Annotated in this window: 21 protein-coding genes; 11 read left to right on the top strand and 10 right to left on the bottom strand. The window is 63.4% G+C overall.

Going from position 1 to position 23,158, the window contains the following annotated elements:
• Window positions 1–55 precede the first annotated feature (55 nt).
• Entirely contained in the window at window positions 56–1,252 is a 1,197-nt protein-coding gene (locus SO156_RS00615) for a M24 family metallopeptidase (RefSeq protein WP_498533500.1), read from the bottom strand.
• 449 nt (window positions 1,253–1,701) lie between these two features.
• Between SO156_RS00615 and SO156_RS00610 the strand changes: the two genes are divergently transcribed.
• The 4 genes from SO156_RS00610 (at window position 1,702) to SO156_RS00595 (ending at window position 7,903) form a co-directional block, all read left to right on the top strand.
• The gene (locus SO156_RS00610; protein WP_458145853.1) at window positions 1,702–2,721 is read left to right on the top strand and encodes a TRAP transporter substrate-binding protein; all 1,020 of its coding nucleotides are present in this window, start codon (window positions 1,702–1,704) and stop codon (window positions 2,719–2,721) included.
• A 15-nt stretch (window positions 2,722–2,736) separates the two neighbouring features.
• Window positions 2,737–4,626 (top strand): TRAP transporter large permease, encoded by a 1,890-nt coding sequence (locus SO156_RS00605; RefSeq protein WP_498533499.1) that lies wholly within the window; start codon window positions 2,737–2,739, stop codon window positions 4,624–4,626.
• Between the two features lie 20 nt (window positions 4,627–4,646).
• On the top strand, window positions 4,647–6,296 hold the full coding sequence (locus SO156_RS00600; protein WP_498533498.1) for an acyl-CoA synthetase: 1,650 nt from the start codon (window positions 4,647–4,649) through the stop codon (window positions 6,294–6,296).
• 170 nt (window positions 6,297–6,466) lie between these two features.
• The gene (locus SO156_RS00595) at window positions 6,467–7,903 is read left to right on the top strand and encodes an autotransporter outer membrane beta-barrel domain-containing protein (protein ID WP_498533497.1); all 1,437 of its coding nucleotides are present in this window, start codon (window positions 6,467–6,469) and stop codon (window positions 7,901–7,903) included.
• Window positions 7,904–7,912: 9 nt separating this feature from the next.
• Here the strand turns inward: SO156_RS00595 and SO156_RS00590 are convergent, their stop codons facing one another.
• From SO156_RS00590 to SO156_RS00565, 6 genes are read right to left on the bottom strand one after another with little or no spacing between them, the layout of a single operon-like run.
• Window positions 7,913–8,710 carry an MBL fold metallo-hydrolase gene (locus SO156_RS00590; RefSeq protein ID WP_498533496.1) on the bottom strand — a complete coding sequence of 266 codons (798 nt, stop codon included), beginning with the start codon at window positions 8,708–8,710 and terminating at the stop codon, window positions 7,913–7,915.
• A gap of 14 nt (window positions 8,711–8,724) precedes the next feature.
• The gene (locus SO156_RS00585) at window positions 8,725–9,501 is read right to left on the bottom strand and encodes a TatD family hydrolase (protein ID WP_498533495.1); all 777 of its coding nucleotides are present in this window, start codon (window positions 9,499–9,501) and stop codon (window positions 8,725–8,727) included.
• A 10-nt stretch (window positions 9,502–9,511) separates the two neighbouring features.
• Window positions 9,512–11,467, bottom strand: coding sequence for a methionine--tRNA ligase (gene metG, locus SO156_RS00580; RefSeq protein WP_498533494.1), 1,956 nt, complete (start codon window positions 11,465–11,467; stop codon window positions 9,512–9,514).
• 44 nt (window positions 11,468–11,511) lie between these two features.
• Window positions 11,512–12,558 carry a DNA polymerase III subunit delta' gene (locus tag SO156_RS00575; RefSeq protein ID WP_458145846.1) on the bottom strand — a complete coding sequence of 349 codons (1,047 nt, stop codon included), beginning with the start codon at window positions 12,556–12,558 and terminating at the stop codon, window positions 11,512–11,514.
• Window positions 12,555–13,241 carry a dTMP kinase gene (gene tmk, locus SO156_RS00570; RefSeq protein WP_458145845.1) on the bottom strand — a complete coding sequence of 229 codons (687 nt, stop codon included), beginning with the start codon at window positions 13,239–13,241 and terminating at the stop codon, window positions 12,555–12,557. The genes SO156_RS00575 and tmk overlap by 4 nt, the downstream gene beginning before the upstream one ends.
• Before the next feature lie 2 nt (window positions 13,242–13,243).
• Window positions 13,244–14,503 (bottom strand): D-alanyl-D-alanine carboxypeptidase family protein, encoded by a 1,260-nt coding sequence (locus SO156_RS00565; protein ID WP_498533493.1) that lies wholly within the window; start codon window positions 14,501–14,503, stop codon window positions 13,244–13,246.
• Between the two features lie 154 nt (window positions 14,504–14,657).
• Here SO156_RS00565 and SO156_RS00560 point away from each other — a divergent pair, with 154 nt between their 5' ends.
• Window positions 14,658–15,614, top strand: a complete 957-nt coding sequence (locus tag SO156_RS00560) for an alpha/beta fold hydrolase (RefSeq protein WP_458145843.1) — start codon at window positions 14,658–14,660, stop codon at window positions 15,612–15,614.
• Here SO156_RS00560 and SO156_RS00555 read toward each other — a convergent pair.
• Complete coding sequence (locus SO156_RS00555) at window positions 15,608–16,522, bottom strand: septal ring lytic transglycosylase RlpA family protein (protein WP_458145842.1); 915 nt, start codon at window positions 16,520–16,522, stop codon at window positions 15,608–15,610. The two genes, SO156_RS00560 and SO156_RS00555, sit on opposite strands and share 7 nt — an antisense overlap.
• 993 nt (window positions 16,523–17,515) lie before the next feature.
• Window positions 17,516–17,773 carry a hypothetical protein gene (locus tag SO156_RS00550; RefSeq protein ID WP_498533824.1) on the bottom strand — a complete coding sequence of 86 codons (258 nt, stop codon included), beginning with the start codon at window positions 17,771–17,773 and terminating at the stop codon, window positions 17,516–17,518.
• Between the two features lie 167 nt (window positions 17,774–17,940).
• Between SO156_RS00550 and SO156_RS00545 the strand changes: the two genes are divergently transcribed.
• Complete coding sequence (locus SO156_RS00545; protein ID WP_458145841.1) at window positions 17,941–18,519, top strand: TIGR00645 family protein; 579 nt, start codon at window positions 17,941–17,943, stop codon at window positions 18,517–18,519.
• Window positions 18,516–19,007, top strand: coding sequence for a GNAT family N-acetyltransferase (locus tag SO156_RS00540; protein WP_498533492.1), 492 nt, complete (start codon window positions 18,516–18,518; stop codon window positions 19,005–19,007). Before SO156_RS00545 ends, SO156_RS00540 begins: the two co-directional genes overlap by 4 nt.
• Window positions 19,008–19,040: 33 nt before the next feature.
• Here the strand turns inward: SO156_RS00540 and SO156_RS00535 are convergent, their stop codons facing one another.
• The gene (locus SO156_RS00535; RefSeq protein WP_458145839.1) at window positions 19,041–19,358 is read right to left on the bottom strand and encodes a DUF1476 domain-containing protein; all 318 of its coding nucleotides are present in this window, start codon (window positions 19,356–19,358) and stop codon (window positions 19,041–19,043) included.
• 490 nt (window positions 19,359–19,848) lie between these two features.
• On the opposite strand from SO156_RS00535, the gene SO156_RS00530 reads away from it, so the two are divergent.
• The 4 genes from SO156_RS00530 (at window position 19,849) to SO156_RS00515 (ending at window position 22,719) form a co-directional block, all read left to right on the top strand.
• Window positions 19,849–20,127 (top strand): DUF3551 domain-containing protein, encoded by a 279-nt coding sequence (locus tag SO156_RS00530; RefSeq protein ID WP_458145838.1) that lies wholly within the window; start codon window positions 19,849–19,851, stop codon window positions 20,125–20,127.
• A 337-nt stretch (window positions 20,128–20,464) separates the two neighbouring features.
• Window positions 20,465–20,632, top strand: coding sequence for a hypothetical protein (locus tag SO156_RS00525; RefSeq protein ID WP_458145837.1), 168 nt, complete (start codon window positions 20,465–20,467; stop codon window positions 20,630–20,632).
• Window positions 20,633–21,875: 1,243 nt separating this feature from the next.
• On the top strand, window positions 21,876–22,052 hold the full coding sequence (locus SO156_RS00520) for a hypothetical protein (RefSeq protein WP_498533491.1): 177 nt from the start codon (window positions 21,876–21,878) through the stop codon (window positions 22,050–22,052).
• 475 nt (window positions 22,053–22,527) lie between these two features.
• The gene (locus SO156_RS00515; RefSeq protein WP_498533490.1) at window positions 22,528–22,719 is read left to right on the top strand and encodes a hypothetical protein; all 192 of its coding nucleotides are present in this window, start codon (window positions 22,528–22,530) and stop codon (window positions 22,717–22,719) included.
• Window positions 22,720–23,158: the final 439 nt, after the last annotated feature.

Here is a 23,158-nt window from a genome sequence, read left to right as displayed (position 1 = left end):
CAAGCCCCGGGTTAGACTTCCACCCTGGCTGCCGGGTAGCCTCTCTTTGTCGCCGCTAAAGCGCGCGGCCGCCAATATTCCAGCCGCGGCCAGCTTCGCCGAAAATCTCGTAGCCCGTTGGCGTCACCGCGACGGTATCCTCGAGCTTGATGAAGCCGCGCCTGGGATGCTTCATCGTGGTCTCGATCGACACCACCATGCCCACCTCCAGCGGTAGCCGCGCGTCGGGATCATCGTAGGGAACCGGGCCCTTGGCTGTCAGGCGAGGGGCCTCGTGGCTGACGAGGCCCATGCCGTGGGCCAGGAAGTCGGTGCAGTCGCGCTGGCTGATCTTGGCGAGCTCCTGCTCGGCCGCGGCATAGATCGCACCACCTAGCGCGCCGGGCCGCACGGCGGAAAACGCAGCACGCTGGACGGCCTCGATCTCGGCGAGCAGGTCCTTCAATTCGTCGTCCGGCTCGCCCAGCACGGCCATGCGGGCGAGGTCGCCGATATAGCCATGGTAATTGCCGCCCGAGTCGAGCGAGAGCACATCGCCTTGCTCCCAGCGCTGCGGCGATGGCGCCCGGTTATGGCTGCTGCCGCAGGCAAGCAGGCAATACTCGAAGGTCAGCCCGCGCTGGGCCTCCGCCACGCGCAAGGCGTCGGACAGCTGCTGCTTGGTCGTGCCAGAGCCATGCTTCGAAATCACCTCCAGCATGGATGCGATCACGAGCTCTGAGGCCGTCTTGAGCCTGGCAAGCTCCGCCGCCGACTTGACCGCGCGCAGGCGCTCCAGCACCAGCAACGCATCCCTGATCTCGGCATTGGGCAGGGCGTCGACCAGCGCCCACCCTGCGTCCATGGGCAGGAATGCCATCTCGACCCCGACCCGATTCATCGGCACGCCGGCGCCCTTCAGGGCGCTAACGGCACGGGTCACTGCATCCACCGAACCGCTGGACTCGGTCAGCACCTGCGCCACCCAGGGCGGTGCCACGGCGCGCTGATGGGTCTCCAGACGATGCCCGATATAGATGGCTTTGCCTGGCACGCCCTTGGGGTAAACCAGGACCGGCAGATAGCGGCTGACGCCCATCGCATCCATGTAGTCGAAGAAGATCGCGCGCTCCGCGCCGAGCAGGTACTGCACATTGTGCTTCGATGTCGCGATCAGGACGTCGAGGCCAGCGGCCTCCATCAGACGATCGAGCTTGGCGGCATCGAATGGAACGTTGTGAGCCTCGGCTCCGCGCTCGCCATCGTCTTGCATGATGTGCCTCCCATGAGCAGCGGTGTTTGGCGCACGTATGCCTTGCGCTTTGGTTGCACAACTCTGGGCCGGGAGCAGGGTTCTGTGTAGCCCAAGAATTGTCGCGCCTGTTCTGCGCGCCATATCCGTAATTCGCATAAGGTATATTATGGAATATTTTTATATCGAATTAGATCAGTTATTTAGACGGAATTCCTGACAACGCGCATTCGGTTGAGCCTCCAAATCATCGTAGCCGCTCAGCTTGTATCAGCAACTAGGCGCTACTTTGCATGGGGTTGTTTTACGCTTTTTGGTGGCGCGCCCGCACCTCCGAAAGCCGATATTGCCGCGGCCCGGCTCCGCTGCAATAAGCGACACCTCGCGAGATCGCAGATGACCTCATGGCGTTCCGTCCGTATAGGTTTGCGTCTCAGAACAACAACAAACCTTTTGGGAGCAAACCCCCGATGAGCTTTTCCCGACGCACGCTTCTCAAGGCCTCCGCCGCGACCGCGGTCCTCGGCGGTATCGGCGCCCCGCATGTGGCGCGCGCCCAGACGGCCCAGTTCACCTACAAATACGCCAACAACCTGCCGGACACGCATCCGCTGAACATCCGCGCCAAGGAGATGGCCGCGGCGATCAAGAGCGAGACTGACGGCAAGTTCGACCTCCAGATCTTCCCGAATAACCAGCTCGGCTCCGACACCGACATGCTGAGCCAGATCCGCTCCGGCGGCGTCGAGTTCTTTACGCTGTCCGGCCTGATTCTTGCGACGCTGGTGCCGGCGGCCTCGATCAACGGCATTGGCTTCGCGTTCCCGGACTACGACACGGTCTGGAAGGCCATGGACAGCGACCTCGGCGGTCATGTGCGCGGCGAGATCAAGAAGGCCGGCCTGGAGGTCATGGACAAGATCTGGGACAACGGCTTCCGCCAGACCACGTCCTCGACCAAGCCGATCAACGGTCCGGACGATCTGAAGGGCTTCAAGATCCGCGTGCCGGTGTCGCCGCTGTGGACCTCGATGTTCAAGGCGTTCGATGCGGCGCCCGCCTCGATCAATTTCAGCGAAGTCTATTCGGCGCTCCAGACCAAGGTCGTCGAAGGCCAGGAGAACCCGCTGGCGATCATCTCGACCGCCAAGCTCTACGAGGTGCAGAAATACTGCTCGCTGACCAACCACATGTGGGACGGCTTCTGGTTCCTGGCGAACCGCCGCGCGTGGGAAAAATTGCCAGCGGATGTCCGCGCGATCGTCGCCAAGAACATCAACGCCGCCGCGGTCAAGGAGCGCGAAGATACCGCCAAGCTCAATGCCAATCTGCAGCAGGAACTGGCGGGCAAAGGCCTGGCCTTCAACCAACCGGCAATCGCGCCATTCCGCGACAAACTGCGCAGCGCCGGCTTCTATGCCGAGTGGAAGGGTAAGTACGGCGACCAGGCCTGGGACCTTCTGGAAAAGGCCGTCGGCAAGCTGTCGTAACGCATCAAGGCCGTCATGGCTCATATCGAGGCAGAGGTGACCGAGGTGGCAGGCGAGGTGACCCTGCAGTCCCCTCGCCGACCTTCGTTTCTGGCTTCGCTGGAGCGCGTGCTCGGCATCACCGTCGAGTTCCCGGCGGCGATCCTTGTCGTCGCCGAGATCGTCATCCTGTTTGCCGGTGTGGTCGCACGCTATGGCCTGCACCGGCCGCTGATCTGGTCCGACGAGCTCGCATCCATCCTGTTCCTGTGGCTGGCAATGCTGGGCGCGGCGGTGGCGTTCCGCCGCTCCGAGCACATGCGCATGACGGCGATCGTCGCGAGCGCGAGCCCGGCGATGCGGGCGTATCTCGATCTCGTGGCGGTCTGCGCCGCGCTGGCGTTTCTCGTGATGATCGTCTGGCCGTCCTACGATTACGCCTATGAGGAAAGCTTCATCACGACGCCGGCGCTCCAGATCTCGAACATGTGGCGCGCCGCTGCGCTGCCGGTCGGCATCTGCCTGATGGCGGCGTTTGCGGTGCTGCGCCTGCTGCGCGCCACCGACTATCGGACCGTGCTGGCGGCTGCCGTAACCGTTGCCGTCGTCGTCGGTTTGTTCTGGCTCGCCGAGCCCTATCTGCGGCCGCTCGGCAATCTCAACCTGGTGATCTTTTTCGTCGGCGTCGCCGGCTTCTGCGTCTTTGCCGGCGTTCCCATTGCGTTCGGCTTCGGCCTTGCGATCTTCGGCTACCTCGCGCTGACGACGCGGACGCCCGTGATGGTGCTGGTCGGGCGTATGGACGAGGGCATGAGCCATCTGATCCTGCTCTCGGTACCGCTGTTCGTGTTCCTGGGGCTGTTGATCGAAATGACCGGCATGGCGCGGGCCATGGTGGCGTTCCTGGCGAGCCTGCTCGGCCATGTCCGCGGCGGGCTGCACTACGTGCTGGTCGGCGCCATGTACCTGGTCTCCGGCATCTCCGGCGCCAAGGCGGCAGACATGGCCGCGGTCGCGCCGGTGCTTTTCCCCGAGATGAAGCAGCGCGGCGCCAAGCCAGGCGATCTCGTCGCCCTGCTCGCGGCCACCGGCGCGCAGACCGAAACCATCCCGCCAAGCCTTGTGCTGATCACCATCGGCTCGGTCACGGGCGTCTCGATCGCGGCCCTGTTCACCGGCGGCTTGTTGCCCGGCGCGGTGCTGGCGCTAACACTCGGCATGCTGGTCTGGTGGCGCTACCGGCACGAGGACATGAGCCATGTCCGCCGCGCCACGGCTGGTGAGATCGGCAAGACCTTCGTCATCGCCCTGCCCGCGCTCGCGCTGCCCTTCGTGATCCGCTACGCCGTGGTCGAGGGGATCGCGACCGCGACCGAGGTCTCGACCATCGGCATCGTCTACGGCGTCCTGGTCGGCCTTCTGATCTACCGCCGCTTCAACTGGCGACGGCTGTTTCCGATGCTGGTCGAAACCGCCGCTCTGTCGGGAGCGATCCTGCTGATCATCGGCACCGCCACGGGCATGGCCTGGGGCCTGACACAATCCGGTTTCTCCCGCTCGCTTGCGTCAGCCATGACCGGGCTGCCCGGCGGCTCCACCTCCTTCATCGCGGTCTCGATCCTGGCCTTCACCATCCTGGGCAGCGTGCTTGAAGGCATCCCGGCGATCGTGCTGTTCGGGCCGCTTCTGTTTCCGATCGCGCGCGCCGTCGGGGTGCACGAGGTGCACTATGCCATGGTCATCATCCTCGCCATGGGCATCGGCCTGTTCGCCCCGCCCTTCGGCGTCGGCTATTATGCCGCCTGCGCGATTGGACGCGTTGACCCCGCCGAAGGCATCAGGCCAATCTGGGGCTATCTGCTGGCGTTGCTCGTAGGATTGATTATCGTTGCGATCTTCCCGTGGATTTCGATCGGATTCCTTTGAAGCGTTGAGGGAGTGTGCCGATGAGTAAGAGGCAGAACCACTACAATATCGGCCTGGACAAGACGCCCGCCAACTACGTGCCCTTGAGCCCACTGAGCTTCCTCGCGCGCAGCGCCGCCGTCTATCCCGACCATGTCAGCACCGTCTATGAAGGCCGCAGCTTCACCTGGGCCGAGACCTATGAGCGGTGCCGCCGCTTTGCATCGTATCTGGCGGGTAAGGGCATCGGCGTTGGCGAAACCGTGGCGGCCATGCTGCCGAACGTGCCGGCGATGAATGAGGTGCATTTTGCGGTCCCCATGACCGGTGCGGTGCTCAATGCCTTGAACATCCGCCTCGATGCACCTTCGATCGCTTTCCAGCTTGATCACGGCGGCGCCAAGATCATCCTGGTCGACCCGGAATTTGCCGGCGTCATCACCGATGCGCTTGCGCAGATGAAGGGTCCCAAACCGTTCGTGATCGACGTCGACGACGCCGCGTTCAAGGGTGGAAAGCGCATCGGCGAGATCGAGTATGAGGCTGCGGTCGCGCAGGGCGATGCCGGCTTCAATGCGATCCCGCCGCAGGACGAATGGGACGCGATCGCGCTGAGCTACACCTCGGGCACCACGGGCAATCCCAAGGGCGTTGTCACCCATCACCGCGGCGCCTATCTGAATGCCGTCAGCAACATCCTCGCCGGCAATCTCGGCCAGCACCCGGTCTATCTCTGGACGCTGCCGATGTTCCACTGCAACGGCTGGTGCTTCCCCTGGACCATTGCCGCATCCGCCGGCATCAACGTCTGCCTGCGCAAGGTCGAGCCGACCAAGATCTTCGATCTGATCAAGCAACACGGCGTCACCCACATGTGCGGTGCGCCGATCGTCTACAACACGCTGATCAATGCGCCCGACGCGCCCAAAGGAACGGCCGGACGCCGTGTCGTCGGCCTGATCGCAGGTGCCGCTCCGCCGGTTGCGGTGCTCGAGGGCGCCGAGAGCATCGGTATCAAGCTCACGCATGTTTATGGGCTCACCGAGGTCTATGGCCCCGCCTCCGTCTGCGCCGAGCAGCCGGGCTGGGACGAACTCTCCGCACCCGAGCGCGCGCGCATGAAGCGGCGGCAGGGTGTGCCCTACCCGCTGGAGGAAGGCGTCACCGTCATCAATCCGCAGACCATGCAGGAGGTGCCGCGCGACGGCGAGACCATCGGCGAGGTCATGTTCCGCGGCAACATCGTGATGAAGGGCTACCTGAAGAACGACAAAGCTACCAAAGAGGCCTTCGAAGGCGGCTGGTTTCACACCGGCGATCTCGGCGTGCTCGACGAGCACGGCTACGTCATTATCAAGGACCGCTCCAAGGACATCATCATCTCCGGCGGCGAGAACATCTCCTCCGTCGAGGTCGAGGACATCCTCTACAAGCACCCGGCCGTACTGGTCGCGGCCGTGGTGGCAAAACCCGACCCGAAATGGGGCGAGGTGCCCTGCGCCTTCGTCGAGCTGAAGGACGGCGCGAGCGCGAGCGAAGCCGACATCATCGCCTTCTGCCGCTCACAGATGTCTGGCTTCAAGACCCCGAAGGCGGTGGTGTTCGGGCCTATCCCGAAGACGTCCACGGGCAAGATCCAGAAATTCCTGCTGCGCAACCAGGTGGACTCAGCGAAGGCGATCTCGGCCTGATTCGCTGCGAATTTTGCGACCGTCCGGTTTCCGTGAAACCCCGGAAACGGTTGGAAAAGATTTGAAAAAAATCGTGACCTGCCTACGGTTTCAGAAGGTCGGATTCGCTGATTCCCGAACGAGGCGCTGCGCCATTGGCGCGGCGGGCGGCTGGCCCGGTGGGGCGCTTCATGCGATTTGTCTTGCGCACAGACGCACCTTTGCGTCTGGCGCCGCTATTGATGATCGGTTTGCTGCCGGGCATCGCGCATGCGCAGGGCCTGCCGGAGGCTCCCGTTGGTGCGCCTGCGCCAGAGCAGACGGTGGCTTCCGCACCGTCCCCGCAAACAACTCAGGCACCCACAAGCCCGGCATCACCGGCGCCCCCGAGTGCCGGCAGCGCGGCCACCGCCCCTCCAGCCGCGCCCGGCAGCAGCATCGTCACCGGCGGCACGACCTCACCTCCCGCCGGCAGCAATCCAACCAGTCAGCCGAGCGTCGCTGCTACGACCATGGCGCCCCCTTCGGGTATGAGCGCCGGCATCGGTCCGGCATCGCCACCTGGCCCAATGGCGCTGTCGCAGGCCGAGACCGCACAAGCAACTTTCCTCGCGATGACGCAGTTCAGCCAGACACTGCTCGATCCCACCATCGACGGCCGCTCAGCAGACGCTTCGCCAGCGCTCGTCGACGAAACACTGGCGGCCTATGCGGCGATCCCGTCAGATCGAACGCGCGGCGGTGTCGGTCGCGAGGTCTATGAGGCCGTCTACGGCAAAATGCCCCTCACTGGCTCCTCTTACGCGCCGCATTGGAACGTCTGGGCTTCGGGCATCGGCGGCTCGCAAGTGGCGGGCAGCAACGCCGGGCCGGGCGCGGGCTCATCGAGCCGGATTTTTGCAACGGTCGTCGGGGCCGATTACTCCCTGTCGCCGCAAACGCGGCTTGGCTTTGCGATGGCCGGCGGCGGCACCAATTTCGCCGGCAGCGCTGGTAGCGGTCGCTCCGATCTGTTTCAGGCCGGCACCTTCGTCAGATATACGGTCGGGCAGGCCTACGTTGCCACGGCGCTCGCCTATGGCTGGCAGGCAATCACCAGCGATCATCCCGGCATCGACCAGCTCAACACAGCCTTCAACGCCAATGCCTATTCCGGCCGTATCGAGACCGGCTACCGCTTCACGACGCCCTGGCTCGGCGTTACTGCCTACGCTGCGGGACAGTTCATGGCCTTCAGCCTGCCGGCCAATGCGACCCAACCGGCTTTTGCCACGAACGCCTTTTTAGCTGCCTTCGGCAGCGATCGCGTTACCGACAGCCGCAGCGAACTGGGCTTGCGCACCAACGCGTCCTTTGCGCTCCAGGGCGGTGTGCTGAATTTGGGCACCCACCTCGCGTGGGCGCATGATTTCAGCGCCGCGAGCTTGGTTGCACCGGCCTTTCAGGCGCTGCCCGGACTCGGCTACGTCGCCAGCGGCGCGGCGCTGGCTCCGAACTCGGCGCTTGCGGGCGGGACGATCGAATTAAGACGGCTGAACGGCTGGGCCGCTGCCGCAAGCTTCGACGGCGAATTCGCCAGCCAGGTGCGGTCCTACACCGGCAAGGCCATCATGCGCTACGCTTGGTAGGACGCTCGCTCAACGCGTTTCCAGCCGCATACCATCATATGCCGGCACCACGTCTGCGGGCAGCGATTGCCTTACCACCTCGTAATCGACGTCCGCTGTCATGTTGGTGATGACGGCGCGCTTCGGCTTGAAACGCTCGATCCAGGACAGCGCGTCATTAATGCTGAAATGGCTGACGTGACCGGTGTAGCGCAGGCCGTCGACGATCCAGAGATCGAGATTCTCCAGCACACCCCAGCTCTCGCGCGGAATGTCGTTGACATCGGGCGTGTAGGCGGCATCGCCAATGCGATAGCCGAGCGCGGGGATCCGGCCATGCTGCACCAGGAAGGCCGTCATCTTCACTGCCCCACCCTTCCCCAAAATGGTCTGGGTCTCGCCCGCCTCGATGGAATGCCGCGCCAGGATCGGCGGATAATCGCTGCCCTCCGGAGAGATGAAGCAATAGGAGAACCGCGCCAGGATGTCCTTGGCGGTCGACTGATTGAAATAGGTCGGAATGCGCTTGCGCATATGCAACACGACCGAGCGCAGATCGTCCATGCCGTGGGTCTGGTCGGCATGCTCGTGGGTTAAGAACACGGCGTCGATGTGGTCGACATTGGCGTCGATGAGCTGCTCACGCAGGTCGGGCGAGGTGTCGATGACGATCCGCGTGATGCCGTGCTCGCCGGCCTGCTCGACCAGCAGCGAGCAGCGGCGGCGGCGGTTCTTTGGATTGCTGGGGTCGCAGGCGCCCCAGCCGAGCGCAGGGCGCGGTACGCCGGCGGAGGAGCCGCAGCCCAGAATCGTCAACGTCAGTGTCATGCGGCGTCCCTGGTTCAGGCCTTCACCCCGGAGAACAGGCGGAAGAAATTTTCGGTGGTCTGGCGCGAGATCTGCTCGAGCGATATGCTGCGCGTCTCGGCGAGCACTTTTGCCACCTCCACCACATAAGCCGGCTCGTTGCGTTTTCCCCGGAATTTGCCTGGCGCGAGATAGGGCGAATCCGTTTCCACGAGGATGCGATCGGCCGGCAGCTCGGCGGCGAGCGCGCGCAAGGCTTCCGACTTCTTGAAGGTCAGGATGCCCGTGAAGCCGATGTACAGCCCGAGCGAGATCGCCTTCAGCGCAAGCTCACGTCCGCCAGTGTAACAATGCAGCACGGCGGCAAATGATCCTTTCGCAACTTCCTCCTCCAGGATGCGCGCGCAATCCTCGTCCGCCTCGCGGGTGTGAATCACGAGCGGCAGGCCGGTTGCGCGCGCTGCCGCAATATGGGCGCGAAAGCCCCTCGCCTGCGCCTCCGGCGAGCCGTTCTCATAGAAGTAATCGAGCCCGGCCTCCCCGAGCGCAACGACTTTGGGATGCTTCGTCAGCGCAATCAGCTCGTCCGGCGAAATGCCGTCCTCCTCATCCGCATTGTGCGGATGGGTGCCGACCGAACAATAGACGTTATCGTAGCGCTCGGCGATCGCGATGAGCTGGTCGAGCTTGCGCACCCGCGTCGAGATCGTGACCATGCGGCCAACGCCTGCGGCCGCCGCACGCGACACGATCCCGTCGAGATCGTCCGAGAAATCCGGAAAATCCAGATGGCAGTGACTGTCGACCAGCATCGTCCGGGCCTTACGCCGCCGGCTCGACGTAGCGCGGGAACGCCGGCGTCGGCGCGGGCAGCGTCGAGCCGGGCGCGATCCGCTTCTCGCCGCCGAGCGTCGCGAAGGTGCGCTCGCCTTCGGGGATGCCTAGGCTGTCGAGCAGCTTGGCCGACGCGCTCGGCATCGCGGGCTGGGTCAGGATCGCAATCTGGCGCACGACTTCGGCGGTCACGTACAGGACCGTCTTCTGCCGCGCCGGATCGGTCTTCGCCAGCGCCCAGGGCGCCTCGCCCGCGAAATAGCGGTTGGCTTCGGCGACCACGGCCCACACCGCGTTAAGCCATTGATGCATCTGCTGCGTCGCCATCGCTTCGCGCGCAAGCGCGATCATGCCGTCGGCCTGGGCCAGGATCGCTTTGTCGTTGTCGCTGAACTCGCCCGGCTCCGGCAGCACGCCACCGAGTTGCTTCGCGATCATCGACAGCGAGCGCTGTGCGAGATTGCCGAGGTCGTTGGCGAGATCCGCATTGATGCGAGCGACGATGGCTTCGTGGTTGTAGTTACCGTCCTGGCCGTACGGCACCTCGCGCAGGAAGAAATAGCGCATCTGGTCGACGCCATATTGATCGGCGAGATTAAAGGGATCGACGACATTGCCGACCGACTTCGACATCTTCTCGCCCCTGTTGAACAGGAAGCCATGGGCATAGACCCGCTTCGGCAAAGCGAGGCCAGCGGACATCAGGAAGGCGGGCCAGTAAACGGCGTGGAACCGGATGATATCCTTGCCGATGATATGAACGTCCGCCGGCCAGCGATTCCAATTGGCGTCGCTCTCGTCAGGAAAGCCTACCCCCGTGATGTAGTTGGTCAGCGCATCGACCCAGACATACATCACGTGCTCTTCGTCATCGGGCACTTTCACGCCCCAGTCGAAGGTGGTGCGCGAGATCGAGAGATCGCGCAGGCCGCTTCTGACGAAGCTCACCACCTCGTTCTTGCGCGCATCCGGACCGATGAACTCTGGATTGTCCTCATAGAGCTTCAGGAGCTTGTCCTGATACGCCGACAGGCGGAAGAAATAGCTCTTCTCCTCCACCCATTCGACGGGCGTGCCCTGCGGGCCGAGCCGCACGCCGTCGTCGTTCAGGCGCGTCTCGTCCTCGGCGTAGTAGGCCTCATCACGCACCGAGTACCAGCCGGCATAGGTGTCGGCATAGATGTCGCCGTTAGCAGCCATGCGCCGCCAGATCTCCTTGCTGGAGCGGTGATGCTGCTCCTCGGTGGTGCGGATAAAGCGGTCGAACGAGACGTCGAACCGCTGATCCATCTCCCTGAAGCGGTTGGCATTGCGCGTCGCCAGCGCCGACGGCGTCAGCCCCTCGTTCTGCGCGGTCTGGATCATCTTCAGTCCGTGCTCGTCGGTGCCGGTCAGGAAGAACACGTCCTTACCCTCGAGCCGCGCAAAGCGCGCCAGCACGTCGGCCGAGATCGCCTCATAAGCGTGGCCGATATGGGGCTGACCATTGGGATAGGCGATTGCGGTCGTGATGTAGAAGGCGTTGTCGCGCGACAGCGCCGCCACTGACGCTGCGGCTTGCGGGGCGACTACCTTCTTGGCAGGCGCGCGCGGCGCTTTCGGCTTCGCAACTTTCGGCAGAGCCGCGACGGGAGCCGGCGCCGCGGGAGGCGCAGCAATCACGGTCGTCGTCACGGCCTTGGCCGGTTTCCCGGCGGCCTTCTTGGCGACGACCTGCTTCCTCGCGCTCTTCTTACTGACTTTCTTCGCCGTCTTGGTCACGCGCGCCTTGGCCTTGGAGTTCTTCGCTGTCTTGGCAGCAACCTTGCTGGTCTTCTTGGCAGCCTTGCGCGCACGCGACTTGGCCGGCCGCTTCGCGGCCTTCTTGGCCGTTTTCTTGGCGGTCTTCTTCGCAGCCTTCTTGCCGCTCTTGCGTTTGACGGTTTTCTTAGCTCGCGTTGCCACCACGAATTCCTTTACGGCTCTCAAAAAAGAATGGAAACCAGCGCCTAGCGCGTTGCGTCCGCCAGCCAGCTGAACACCGAAAAAACCAGCGGCTTGCGCTCCAGATTGTAGGTTTCGGTGTCGCGCGCGGCGCGGACGATCTTTTCCCATACCTCTGCAAGCCGTGCAAGGCGCGGCAGGTTCTGGTTGGCGCTGGCCTCATCCGCATGCAGCCGCTCGACGATCCAGCGATCAATGCCATCGATGAAGGCGGCAAGCGCCACGCGGTCGCTGGTGCCGAGCGAATCGCCGAGCGTGTGCAACTCCTTTGGATCGACCTGCGGCAGGCGCGCGAGCAGCGCCGCGGTCCGCTGCTGGAGCTTCAGCGCATCGCCTCCAAGCAGCGTCAGCGCTCGCGCGACGCTGCCCTCGGAAGCCTCGGCCGCCGCTCGCAGAGCCGGATCGCTCACGTCTAGCTCGGCGGCCACAGCCGCTGCGCCGATCACGTCGTCGGTCGCAAGCGAGCGCAGCCGCAGCTTGCGGCAGCGCGACTGGATCGTCGCCAGCACTCGCGCCGGCGCGTGGCTGACCAGCAGGAACAACGATTGCCGTGGCGGCTCCTCGAGGATCTTCAACAACGCGTTCGCCGCGTTCGGATTGAGCTCGTCGACGGTGTCGACGACGCAGACGCGCCAGCCTTCGGCAGCCGCCGTCGAGCCAAAGAACGCGATCGTCTCGCGCGTCTCGTCCACCGTGATCACCGTGCGCATCACGCCGCGATCATTTGCGGTGCGCTCCAGAGTCAACAGTCCGCCATGCGAGCCGGCGGCGACCTGACGCACCACGGCGTCGCTCGGATCGATCGACAGATCCTCGGCCCGCTGCACAGCGGGCACGAGTGGATGGCCATGCGCAAGGACGAAGCGCGCCATCCGGTACGCCAGCGTCGCCTTGCCGATGCCTTGCGGTCCGCCAATCAGCCAGGCATGCGGAATGCGCCCGCTGCGATAGGCGGTGAGCAGCGCCGCTTCGGCTTCGCGATGGCCGAACAGGCGGCTGGTCCCGCGTGGATGCGGGATCGCACTCTCGCGCTCAGTCTGGCGAGGGCTCATGCGGACGCCGCCTTCGTCGGTGCGCTGAACACCCGATCGCGCAACGCTGCCCAGATTCGCGCGGCGACCGTGTCCGCATCGCCGCTGGCGTCGATCAGAACGCAGCGCCCGGGATCGCCGGCCGCGATCTTGCGATAGGCCTCGCGCAGATCCTGGTGGAATTTGAGGCTCTCGCCCTCGAAGCGATCAGGCGTGCCGCTGCCGCGCCGCGCCGACGCGCGCTGGAGACCGATCTCGACCGGCAGATCGAGGATGATCGTGACGTCCGGCTTGAGATCACCGATCGTGACCCGCTGCATCGCGTTGATGACGCCTTCAGGTACGCTGCCGAGACTGCCCTGGTAGGCACGTGTCGAGTCGGCGAAACGGTCGCACAGGACCCACGTGCCCTGGTTGAGTGCCGGCTCGATTACGGTGCGGACATGGTCGTCACGGGCGGCCGCGAACAACAGCGTCTCGGCATCCGGCCCGAGCAGCTTGCCCATCCCGGACAGCACGAGATAGCGCATGATCTCGGCTCCCGGCGAACCGCCAGGCTCGCGAGTGACGATGGTCTTCAGCTTTGTGGCGTTGAGCCGATCGGCGAGCCGCTTGATCTGGGTCGACTTACCCGAGCCCTCGCCGCCTTCAAAGGTGATGAATCGCCCGCGCCCGGACGGCGGCTTCACTGCAATCTCGGTCATGATCAGAGCTTCTCGGCGCCCGCGCGGAACATGCCGATCACGAGCTCGCTCGCGCCGTCGATCGCGCGCCGCATGGTTGAGCCGGTGCCGATCGCCTCCGCCGCATAAACCGGTGTCTCCACGGCGATTTGACCACTGCGCCAGACCCGCACTACGCCGACCGGCTGCCCCTCCTGGACCGGCGCGCGCACCGGACCGCTATAGACGATACGCGCGATCAGCTTGTCGCCGCCGTTCTTGTGCACCATCACCTTGACCGGAGTCTTGGCGACGAGCTTGACCGAGCGGCTCTCGCCGCCGAATACCTTCGCATAGCCCACCGGCTGGTCGGCCGCGATCAGGGTTCGGGTCTCGAAGTTGCGAAACCCCCATTCCAGCATTTTCTTGGCTTCGGTGGCGCGATCCTCGGAGTCTTCAAGACCGTTGACGACGACGATCAGCCGCGTGCCGTCCTGCACGGCCGAGCCGACCATGCCGTAGCCGCCCTCTTTGGTGAAGCCCGTCTTCAGGCCGTCAGCACCGGGCATGGCATTGAGGAGCGGATTTCGGTTGGGCTGGCGGATCTTGTTCCAGGTGAACTCCTTCTCGCCGAAGAGTTTGTAGAACTCGGGATAGTCCAGGATGATGTGGCGCGCGAGAATGCCGAGTTCGCGCACCGTCATCTTGTTGCCGGGATCGGGCAGCCCGTTCGAATTGGCGAAGGTCGATTTGGTCAGGCCAAGCTCGCGGGCGCGCTTGGTCATGAAATCGGTGGCGAAAAGGCGCTCGTTGCCGGCCAAGCCCTCGGCAAGCGCAATGCAGGCGTCGTTGCCGCTCTGGATGATCGCACCATGCAGGAGATCGTCGACCGACACCTTGCTGTTGATGGCCGCAAACATGGTCGAGCCGCCGGAGGGCGCACCGCCTCTCCGCCAGGCGTTCTCGCTGATCCGATATTCATCGGTCAGCTTGATGTCGTCCTTCTTGACCGCGTTGAAGACGACCTCCGCGGTCATCAGCTTCATCATGCTGGAGGGCGCACGCAGCTCGTCGGCATTCTTCTCGAACAGGACGCTGCCGCTTGACGCCTCGATCAGAATTGCGGTCGGCGCGTCGCCATCAAAACCGCCTTCTTCCTTCTTGGCGCCCTGCACGCTCTGATTGGCGGCATAGAGCACCCCACCCCAGCCGAGGCCGAAGGCCACGCCGGCCACAACGAGCCCGCGCGCCAGCCACCCGGCGGCGAACCGGGATGGGCGGGTCGGAGGAAAGCGAAATGCCATGGCGAAGCCCTGAGAGCGGCGTTCTAACAGTTGGCCCCTGCGCAAACAACAAGGGGAACCGGATCATCACCCGAAGATTGCACAGGCGGGCCGGCGTCCCTATCGTGGCGCCTCACGATTTCCGACCAAACCTCTGAAAAAAGGCGGAAAAGCGATGTCCTCCTCCCGCGTGATCCCAGCCAATGGGATCGATCTTTTCGTTCGCGAACAGGGCCAGGGACCGCTCGTGGTCCTCTGCCATGGCTGGCCGGAACTCTCCTACTCCTGGCGTCACCAGATCCCGGCGCTGGCGGCGGCCGGTTTTCGTGTCGTCGCCCCAGACATGCGGGGCTATGGCCGAACCACGGCCCCCTCGGACGTCGCCGCCTACTCCATCTTCGACACGGTCGGTGACGTCGTTGCCCTGGTGCGCGCACTTGGCGAGACCAAGGCCATGATCATCGGCCACGACTGGGGCGCGCCGGTGGCCTGGCATGCGGCGCTGTTCCGGCCGGACATGTTCACGGCGGTGGCAGGCTTGAGCGTTCCGCCGCCGCTCCGCGGCCGCGGCAAGCCACTCGACCTGTTGCGCGACAACGGCATCACCAATTTCTACTGGCAGTACTTTCAGACACCCGGCGTTGCCGAGACCGAGCTCGAGCGAGATGTCGCCCACACCATGCGCGTCGTGCTGGGCGGGCGCGGGCTATCGGATCCGACTGCGGCAATGTTCGTTCAGGACGACAAGGGTTTTCTCGGCCACGCCAGCGGCTCGGAGCCGCTGCCGAGCTGGCTGACGGAGACAGACCTCGCCTATTTCACCGAGACCTATCGCAAGTCCGGCTTCCGCGGCGGCCTCAATTGGTATCGCAACATGGACCGCAATTGGGAACTGACCGCGCCCTGGCAGGATGCGCAGATCCATCAGCCCTCGCTGTTCATCGCGGGCTCCAAGGATGCCGTTATCACCGGATTGATCGGCTCCAAGCGCGTCAATGAGCTCGAGCGCGTGCTGCCCAACCTGAAGCACAAGCTGATCATCGACGGTGCCGGCCACTGGGTACAGCAGGAGCGGCCTGACGAGGTCAATGCGGCACTGGTGAAACTCCTGAAGGAAAGCGCGGCTCAGTAGAGCCCGCGGCCGCTCAGGATGTTCCGCGCCTCTGCCGCGCCGTCGTCGGGGACATAGGCCGCCGATGGCGCCGTATCCGAGGTATCGCGGCCGTCCTCATCATAAGACACTGCGCGCGCGTTCTGGAGCGCGCGGCCACGGCCGCGGCTCGAAGCCGACATTTCCGAGGTCGCATTGATCGAGGCGACGTCGGCCGAAGTATTGCCGAGGCTGTACGGCCGCCCTTCCGGCAGCGGAACGTCGCCACGGATCGCGCCATGGTTGGAGGCTAACAGCTCCGGGACGAACGGCCTCGCCGAGGCGACGCGGACCATCGAGGGGGTCGGCGCCGGAATGCCGGTGCGCAAGGTGGCCATCAGCTGGCGGTCGTCGGAGCCCTCTAGGGGCGCCCGGCCGACATACTCGACACGGACCTTGGCGACACCATTGCCTTTGAATTCAAGCAGCTCAGCGGCCTTGTTCGAGACGTCGATGAGGCGGTTGCCGTGATAAGGCCCGCGGTCATTGACCCGGACGATCAGCGATTTGCCGTTGGAGAGGTTGGTCACCCGCGCGTAACACGGCATCGGCAAGGTCGGATGCGCGGCGGTGAGCGAGCCCATGTCGAAGATTTCGCCATTGGCGGTCAGGCGGCCGTGGAAATCGTCGCCGTACCAGGACGCGAGGCCCTCGGCGCGGTAGTTGGCGTCTTCCTCCGGCACATACGTCTTGCCGGCCACCACGTAGGGCTTGCCGACGCGGTAGGTGCCGCCGCCCTTCGGCACGGGATCACCCCAGGCCACTACGCGTGGGCTGGAGGACACGCCGTATTTCGGATCGACGCGGCTGGCGAATTTGCCCGATGAGGCACAGTTCGCGAGCACGAGGCAGGTTGCGGCAGCCGCAACACCACGCGCGGCCCGCACCATCGAATCTGACCGTCGGATCCCCATTCGCCCCAATACCATCTCGCCGGACGCGTGCCCACAAGGAGGCCTTCTGCCGGACTTTGCCCGAAACGGCCCACCACCGGTTCGGAAGTGGTGACGATATCGCAACGTGATCACGGCGGAAATGGGGAGCGCGTGACTCTCCCGTCGAGATGGTAAACCGGAGGTTGGCATTCTCCCCGTTTATCTACGGCGTGCCGGCGCACGAAGCGCCCTATTCCCGTCCCAGTCCTGGACAAACTGTTGCGCCGAATCCTCACTGCTTCCCGATTGCAAGTGCGCACATTGGAATCCTTTTGACTGTGCAAGGCGGTACGCGTCTTGTCGTGTGTGCGAGGGGCGCAACGGAAGTTTGCGATGATTGAGACGGTTTCGGCATTGATGGGTCTGGTAAGCGCGGCGATCTTCCTTGCCCATGCGTTCGAAGGATACCGCACGAGGGCATAATGCCTCGCGCGGACGCATCACCTCTTTCAGTTGAGCGCGTTCGGAAACTTTTAATCAATCCGGTCGAGCATCGAGCAAGAGAGCGGCAGGTGTCCTATGCACAACCATGATCTGGTGTCCGACGGCTTTCTGGCGTTGACCGCAGGCGGCTTGGTTCTGCTCTGCTCGAGTTTGATGGCTCTGGCGTTCGCCTGAGGCGCGCTAACCTTTCCCTATCCGTCTGCCGCGATGTTGCGGCGCAATAGCCCGCCCGGTCGGCTTGTCCAGTGTTTTCGGACCGCCCGCCTCCCTTTTAGTTGATTGAATTTCCGCCACTCGCGCCTCGACTCAATTTCAAGAGGCCATCACCAACGAGGGTGACGAGACATGCTTGCCGAGAAATTCATTCTGGTTCTGGAAACGCTGATCCGGACGAGCCGCAGTTATCCGGACGGAAGCCCCCGCGTCGTCAGCAGCTCCCCGCACGTACCGGTCAAGCTGCCGAGCGAGAGCAAATAACCAGCAACGCACGCGATCTGCGCCAGCTCAGCGTACGCCCAGCAGCGAGCGGCGATAGCCGCTACTCTTGGCTTCGTTCAGGCAGACGAAGCTGCCGTCAAACCCCTGCCCGTAGAGCTTCTGGCCCTTGGCGTAGTAGCGCCCTTTTCTGAAATCCAGCCACACCACCTTGTCGTTCGGACAATAGCGTTGCGCCTGGTCCGCGTAGCGAAATGGCGTCAACGGCAGCGCGGCCGCTTCGGTGATCGCGGCTCCGCAGAGCACGATGGTTGCAACAGCCGCAATCGTCCGCACGATGTCTCCAATGATGTCAGCTGAAAATCAGCGCCGCCCGGAGGTCAGGATAGCATCTCGCCGCAGGTGGCGCACGATCCTGACGTCGCGTCTTCCGCAGGCCATCATGTCGGGCTACATCTGGCCACCGTGCAACCGAAGCGGGGAATTGCCTGAAAATGTCCAGCGAGCCTGAGACGACGAGCCAGCCCCGCCTTCCGGCCTCGCCGCGCCTGCGCGCGTTGCCGATGGTCATCTTCGGCTCGCGCTGGCTGCAGCTGCCGCTCTATCTCGGGCTGATCGTCGCGCAATGCGTCTACATTGCGCTGTTCGTCAAGGAGCTCTGGCATCTGTCCTGGCACGCGCTCGATCTGACCGAGCAGCAGATCATGATGAGCGTGCTGGCGCTGATCGACGTGGTCATGATCTCGAACCTCCTGGTGATGGTGATCGTCGGCGGTTACGAGACCTTCGTCTCGCGGCTCGATCTCCAGGGCCATCCGGACGAGCCGGAATGGCTCGGCCACGTCAATGCGAGCGTGCTGAAGATCAAGCTTGCGATGGCCATCATCGGCATCTCCTCGATCGCGCTGCTGCGCACCTTCATCGAGGCCGGCAATCTCGGCTCCGGCCGCGCCAGCTTTACCGAGCAGGGCGTGATGTGGCAGGTCCTGATTCACATCACCTTCGTGGCGTCGGCGATCGGGATCGCCTTCGTTGACCGCCTGAGCGACACGGCCACGCGGAATCACGAATGACGCCCAATCCAACTCCCGTGACGGACACCGATTTCTCATTCAGGGCCGCCCGCCGCGACGACGCGGAAACGGTCTTCAATCTCACCAAGGCGTCGATCAGCGGCCTTTCCGGAACATCCTATTCCCGCGACCAGATCGTGAACTGGATGGGCGACCGCACGGTGGCGTTCTACGAAAATCTCATCGCCAGGGAACGAATGACCGTGGGCCTTCGCGATGGCGAGGTGGTCGGCTTTGTCGACGCGGAGCCGGGCGAAGTCACCCGATTGTTTATCCTGCCCGAAGCGGCAGGCACGGGACTTGGGCGAAAGCTGCTCGAGATCGGGATAGCCGCGGCGAAGGTCGGCCACGCGGGGCCGATCAGGCTCGAGGCGACCATCAACGCCGAAGGCTTCTACCGCAAGCACGGCTTCAGGAGCATCAGGCGGGGTTACTTCTCCCACGGCCTCGGCGGCGAGCCGATCGAGATCGTCCACATGGAGCTGTGACCTCCGAAAGACATCTGCATGCTCGGGACCATCCTATTCGGGCCCCTTCAGCTGCTGTACGGCCTGATGCAGGAATTCCTGGAGCTTCTGCGCAACCTGCTCGGGCGTAATTCCCTTGCCGGCGAGATCGCCGGAGACCTTTCGCAGGACATCATCGACCGTCTTGTTGTCCAGATTGGCGGTCACGAGCTCCGTCGAGTAGCTGGTTGCGGCATCGCCGCTCAGCCCGAGCTGCCCTGCGGCCCACATGCCGAGCAGCTTGTTGGACCGGGCCGTGGCTTTGAACATCAGCTCCTCGTCGTGAACGAATTTGGCCTCAAAGCCCTGCTCGCGCTTGTCGAACGTGGTCATGGTCAGGCTCCCTCCCGTTGCGACCGTCTCCGTGGTCGCTTTGCCAACCGAGTCGGTTACCTGGTCGAGCCGTCGGCCAAACGATGGAACCGCCGGTACGGGCCGTCGGGGATCAGGTCATGCGCTGGAGTATAGCACAGGCGCGGCGACCAGCCTGGGGCCAGCCCCGCCCGATTTACTACTCATTATGGAGGACCGCCGTGGGCTTGCCGGAGGCTGCCCCTCGCTACACATCGGCCCACACAAAAACACCCCCGGCATGTAACTGCCGGGGGTGTGTTTTTTAAATAATGGATAAGTAAAGCAATAGGTGATCTTTAGCAGGCGACGGACATATCGGATGTGAAGCAGTTCACACATGGCGAGAAAAAATCGCGCCTGGGCGGACTGGCGGGCCTCATGGCCTCAACGCGGTCGATCGCGTTAAGGCGGCATGTGCAACGGTTCGAAGTCCAGCCCGCGCCGAGACCTTACGACAGGAGATTTGATCATGCGCACGACGCTAGCCATCCTGGCCCTGCTGGCCGCGGCAACAGCCGCTCACGCGGGCTCCGCCCTTCCCGCCTCCTATGAATACCCCTGGTGTGTCTTTGGCGAGCAGCTCGGCTGGTCCGGCGACTGCTCGTATGAAACGAAGGCACAGTGCCTGGCGTCTGCCTCGGGGCGCTGGAACACCTATTGCGATCTGAACCCGCGCGTCCTGTTCAGGCAGCAGCAGACCGGACAGCAGCCGGGCGCGCAGCAGCCCCGGGTGTACCGCAGGCAGTGAGGCCTCCGCTCGACGCAGCGGCATCAGAGCATCGGCGTTGAAAAACAGGCCGCGGGACCGGCACGGTCCACGCTCAATCAAAAATGCCGAAAACAACCCCATGCACAGTAGCGCGGGGCCTTGCCGGCGCGGATCGCCTCGGCCGCGATTGACACGCCGGGCAAAATTCCCAGCACAACCATCGGGCTTAGCCGCACGCGCCAGCAGCTTGTCTTGCCGCGACCGCGCGCGACCGTGAGAGTACCTGGGAGAGTGCCTGGCCGATATTCCGCGCGCTTGCCGTCATAAATCCGCAATTTTACGGCGCTCTGCCCCTTCCAAAACACCGGGGTAAGTGATGACGGAACGGACACAACCAGGAACGACGCCGCGTGATCGCATTTTGGAAGCAGTTCAAAGGGAACTCAGTGAGTTCGAGCGGCGAGAGATCGAATTCCGCAAGAAGGATCGCCAAGAGCGCGCGGCCGAGCTGCGGCTCCCCTTGAAGGAAGTCAAAATCCACTGATCTTGAAGGCTGATTGCGCGGGGATCACCTCGTGCCCGCGTTGCGGACAGACGCGCGGTTGGAAACCGAAAGACGCGCGAACAGCTCAGGCGGTAGTTGGCCGCGGCGGCGGTTAGGGAAACGCGGCACCATGCACAACGTCTTCCTTGGCATTACCTTCGTTGGAGTCGTCGTGATCGTCTTTACCGCCCTCGTCGCCCTCGAAAGGATGATCGGGTAGTGACCCTGCAGCGCTGAGACGTCCCGTGCTGAAGGTGTCGCGGGCCGAAGTGTCCGCTCTAAAGCGCGATGAGATTAGAATCAATCGTCATCGCGCTTTAGGTTGTTGTTTGCGAACGATCTCTGCGCAAACGCGTTCCGCGTTTGTCGCGAGGGAAAACCGCTTCGCACTTTTCCGATTCATGCTTTAGCGCGCGGCTTTCTCCCGCGCAGCGTTCAGATCCGCTTTTATCTCCGAGACCGCCGCTCCGTTGGCGGACTCTCGATTTGGGGGCGGCTCGTTGAGGTCGCGAGCCCATGGTGCGCCGGGTCGAACCGTCGGCCTCCCGTGGTCGGAATTCGCGCAAGCAGAAAGAAGCATACCAACAAGGGTCAACGAACCTGCCGATTTCATCACCCGGGTGCGCATGCGCATCCAACCGGTTACCCCGAGAATTGATCCTCGGTTTCGCAATCACCGATCGGAGGGATTGTGCGGAACGGCCCGTTGCCCCCGGCAAGTGAGCGCTCGGCAACTTCCCCGGCTCCGCGACTGCCATCGTGATTTTTGTCTATCCCGTCCGGGGCTCGGCACGTCCGTCGCTCCATTGCTACTTTTAGGACGCCTTGTGGCAGCTCCGAGGTTGAGGGACATTGTTCCCATTTCAAGCAGTTCATTTGGGGGCAAATCATGCCCGAGATTCTGGAAGACCTGTTGTGGTGCGCGGCCCTGGCAACATGGCTCATGCTTCTCTGCGGCTTCGCCGGCGCGGCGTTGCGGCCTCTCGCAAAGACAATTCGCAAGCAACTCGAGATGAGGCCGAGGTCAAAAGAAAGGCGAAGCTGAGCCGGTTCGCAGCCGGTCATATTCAAAGATGTGACCGCACCGGGAATGCGGCAGGCCTGCATCGCGACCCTGCGCGCCCCCGGAACTATTTACATATGTTGGACATTTCAGCTTAGGGCAGGCTCTTGGAGCTTTGGAATGGGTATGCTCGACCCTGGTCGCTTTCTGATCTCGTGTCCGCAATGCGAGGCTTGGCCGATGTCGGCCAACCTCAAGCACGCAAGCTGGTCGAGCCGACCGCATGAGGTGACGTTCGTTTGCCCGAAGTGCCGCCGTCAGGAGGCTGCCATCATCTCTCCCTACGGCGAACTGACGCCGATCAAGCCGCGCGCCGCGCCCTCCCAGGCAGCCCAGGCGAAAAACCGGGTCTTTTGATTGAAGCGTGCGCGTACCGTTCCGTGCCTGGCGACAATTGTCCCAAGTGGATGGTTGCCAGCATCCTGACTTGCTGGATGCAAACTGCGGTTGCCACATACTGAGTGTGCTGTGATAGCGGCCTCAATGGAGGCACGGCACGGCCTACGCATTTTCGCACTGGCATTCAGCTTGGCGCGGACTGGTTTGCGTGGGCGGGTTTGTCCTTTGGCTCCTGTCATATCTGACGTGGCACCCATCGGACGGCAGTCGCATGGAGGCCGACGAAATAAACCCTCGATTCACTTATGTGCTCGCAGGAACCAAGCCTCTAGGGAAAACTCAGCAACCACGGGGCTTTTAAATCTTGGAAGACCGCTGATCGCGACAGCGGCCTTGCTTCTGGAACGCACTGACGGAGTTAGGACGAGGCGGCAATTGGCGCCGCGGCGTTTCCCAATCGGGGGGCTAACCTCGCTTGTCGGAGCGTTGAGTGATGCCAGAAACCGCGCAGTTGCCAACATTCGATGACACCGTGCACGCATCCGCTCATGAGGTCGAGGAGACCCCGCAAGAGGATCGTGTGCTCGGATTTTTGCTGTTGGCCGCCCTGCTGACGACAACGGGCGCTTGGATTTACTTGCTCGCACGCGCCTTCTGGGCTGCTGCCGTATGGATCGTAACATAGCTTCTGCCCTGCGCCCCCTGACGACAGCCGCCGGCTAAGTCGCCTTTACTCCTCTTGGTACGGAAGTGGGGTAGGCTTGTAATGCTGGCGGCCCAGGAACGTGTCCTGACGGTCGGCTTCTTCAAGGATCCTGAGCGACCTCATCATGACCTTTCCGATACGCAGCTGATGGAGGGCAATCTCGGCCGCCAGGTTTTCGGGGCAATATATGATCCGATCCTTATTCATAGGCCGACCTCGGAACTAGGACACTGCCGAAAGACGGCCCCGGCACCACCTACAATGCCGGGGCCGTTGGAGTCTGCTTGGCGAAATTGAGTGGCCAAGCCGAGCGAGCCTAGAGCGGTCCGGCTTTTTGTACTGTCCAATTTTACACACAGGAACCGATTCAAATCTGCCTGTTTTTCCCGACTTGATTTGTATTTGTTATAGCGGCATC

It is taken from the genome of Bradyrhizobium sp. UFLA05-125, assembly GCF_059803515.1.
Note: the sequence above shows the minus strand (reverse complement) of the source record. Positions and strands in the feature narration are given on the sequence as shown.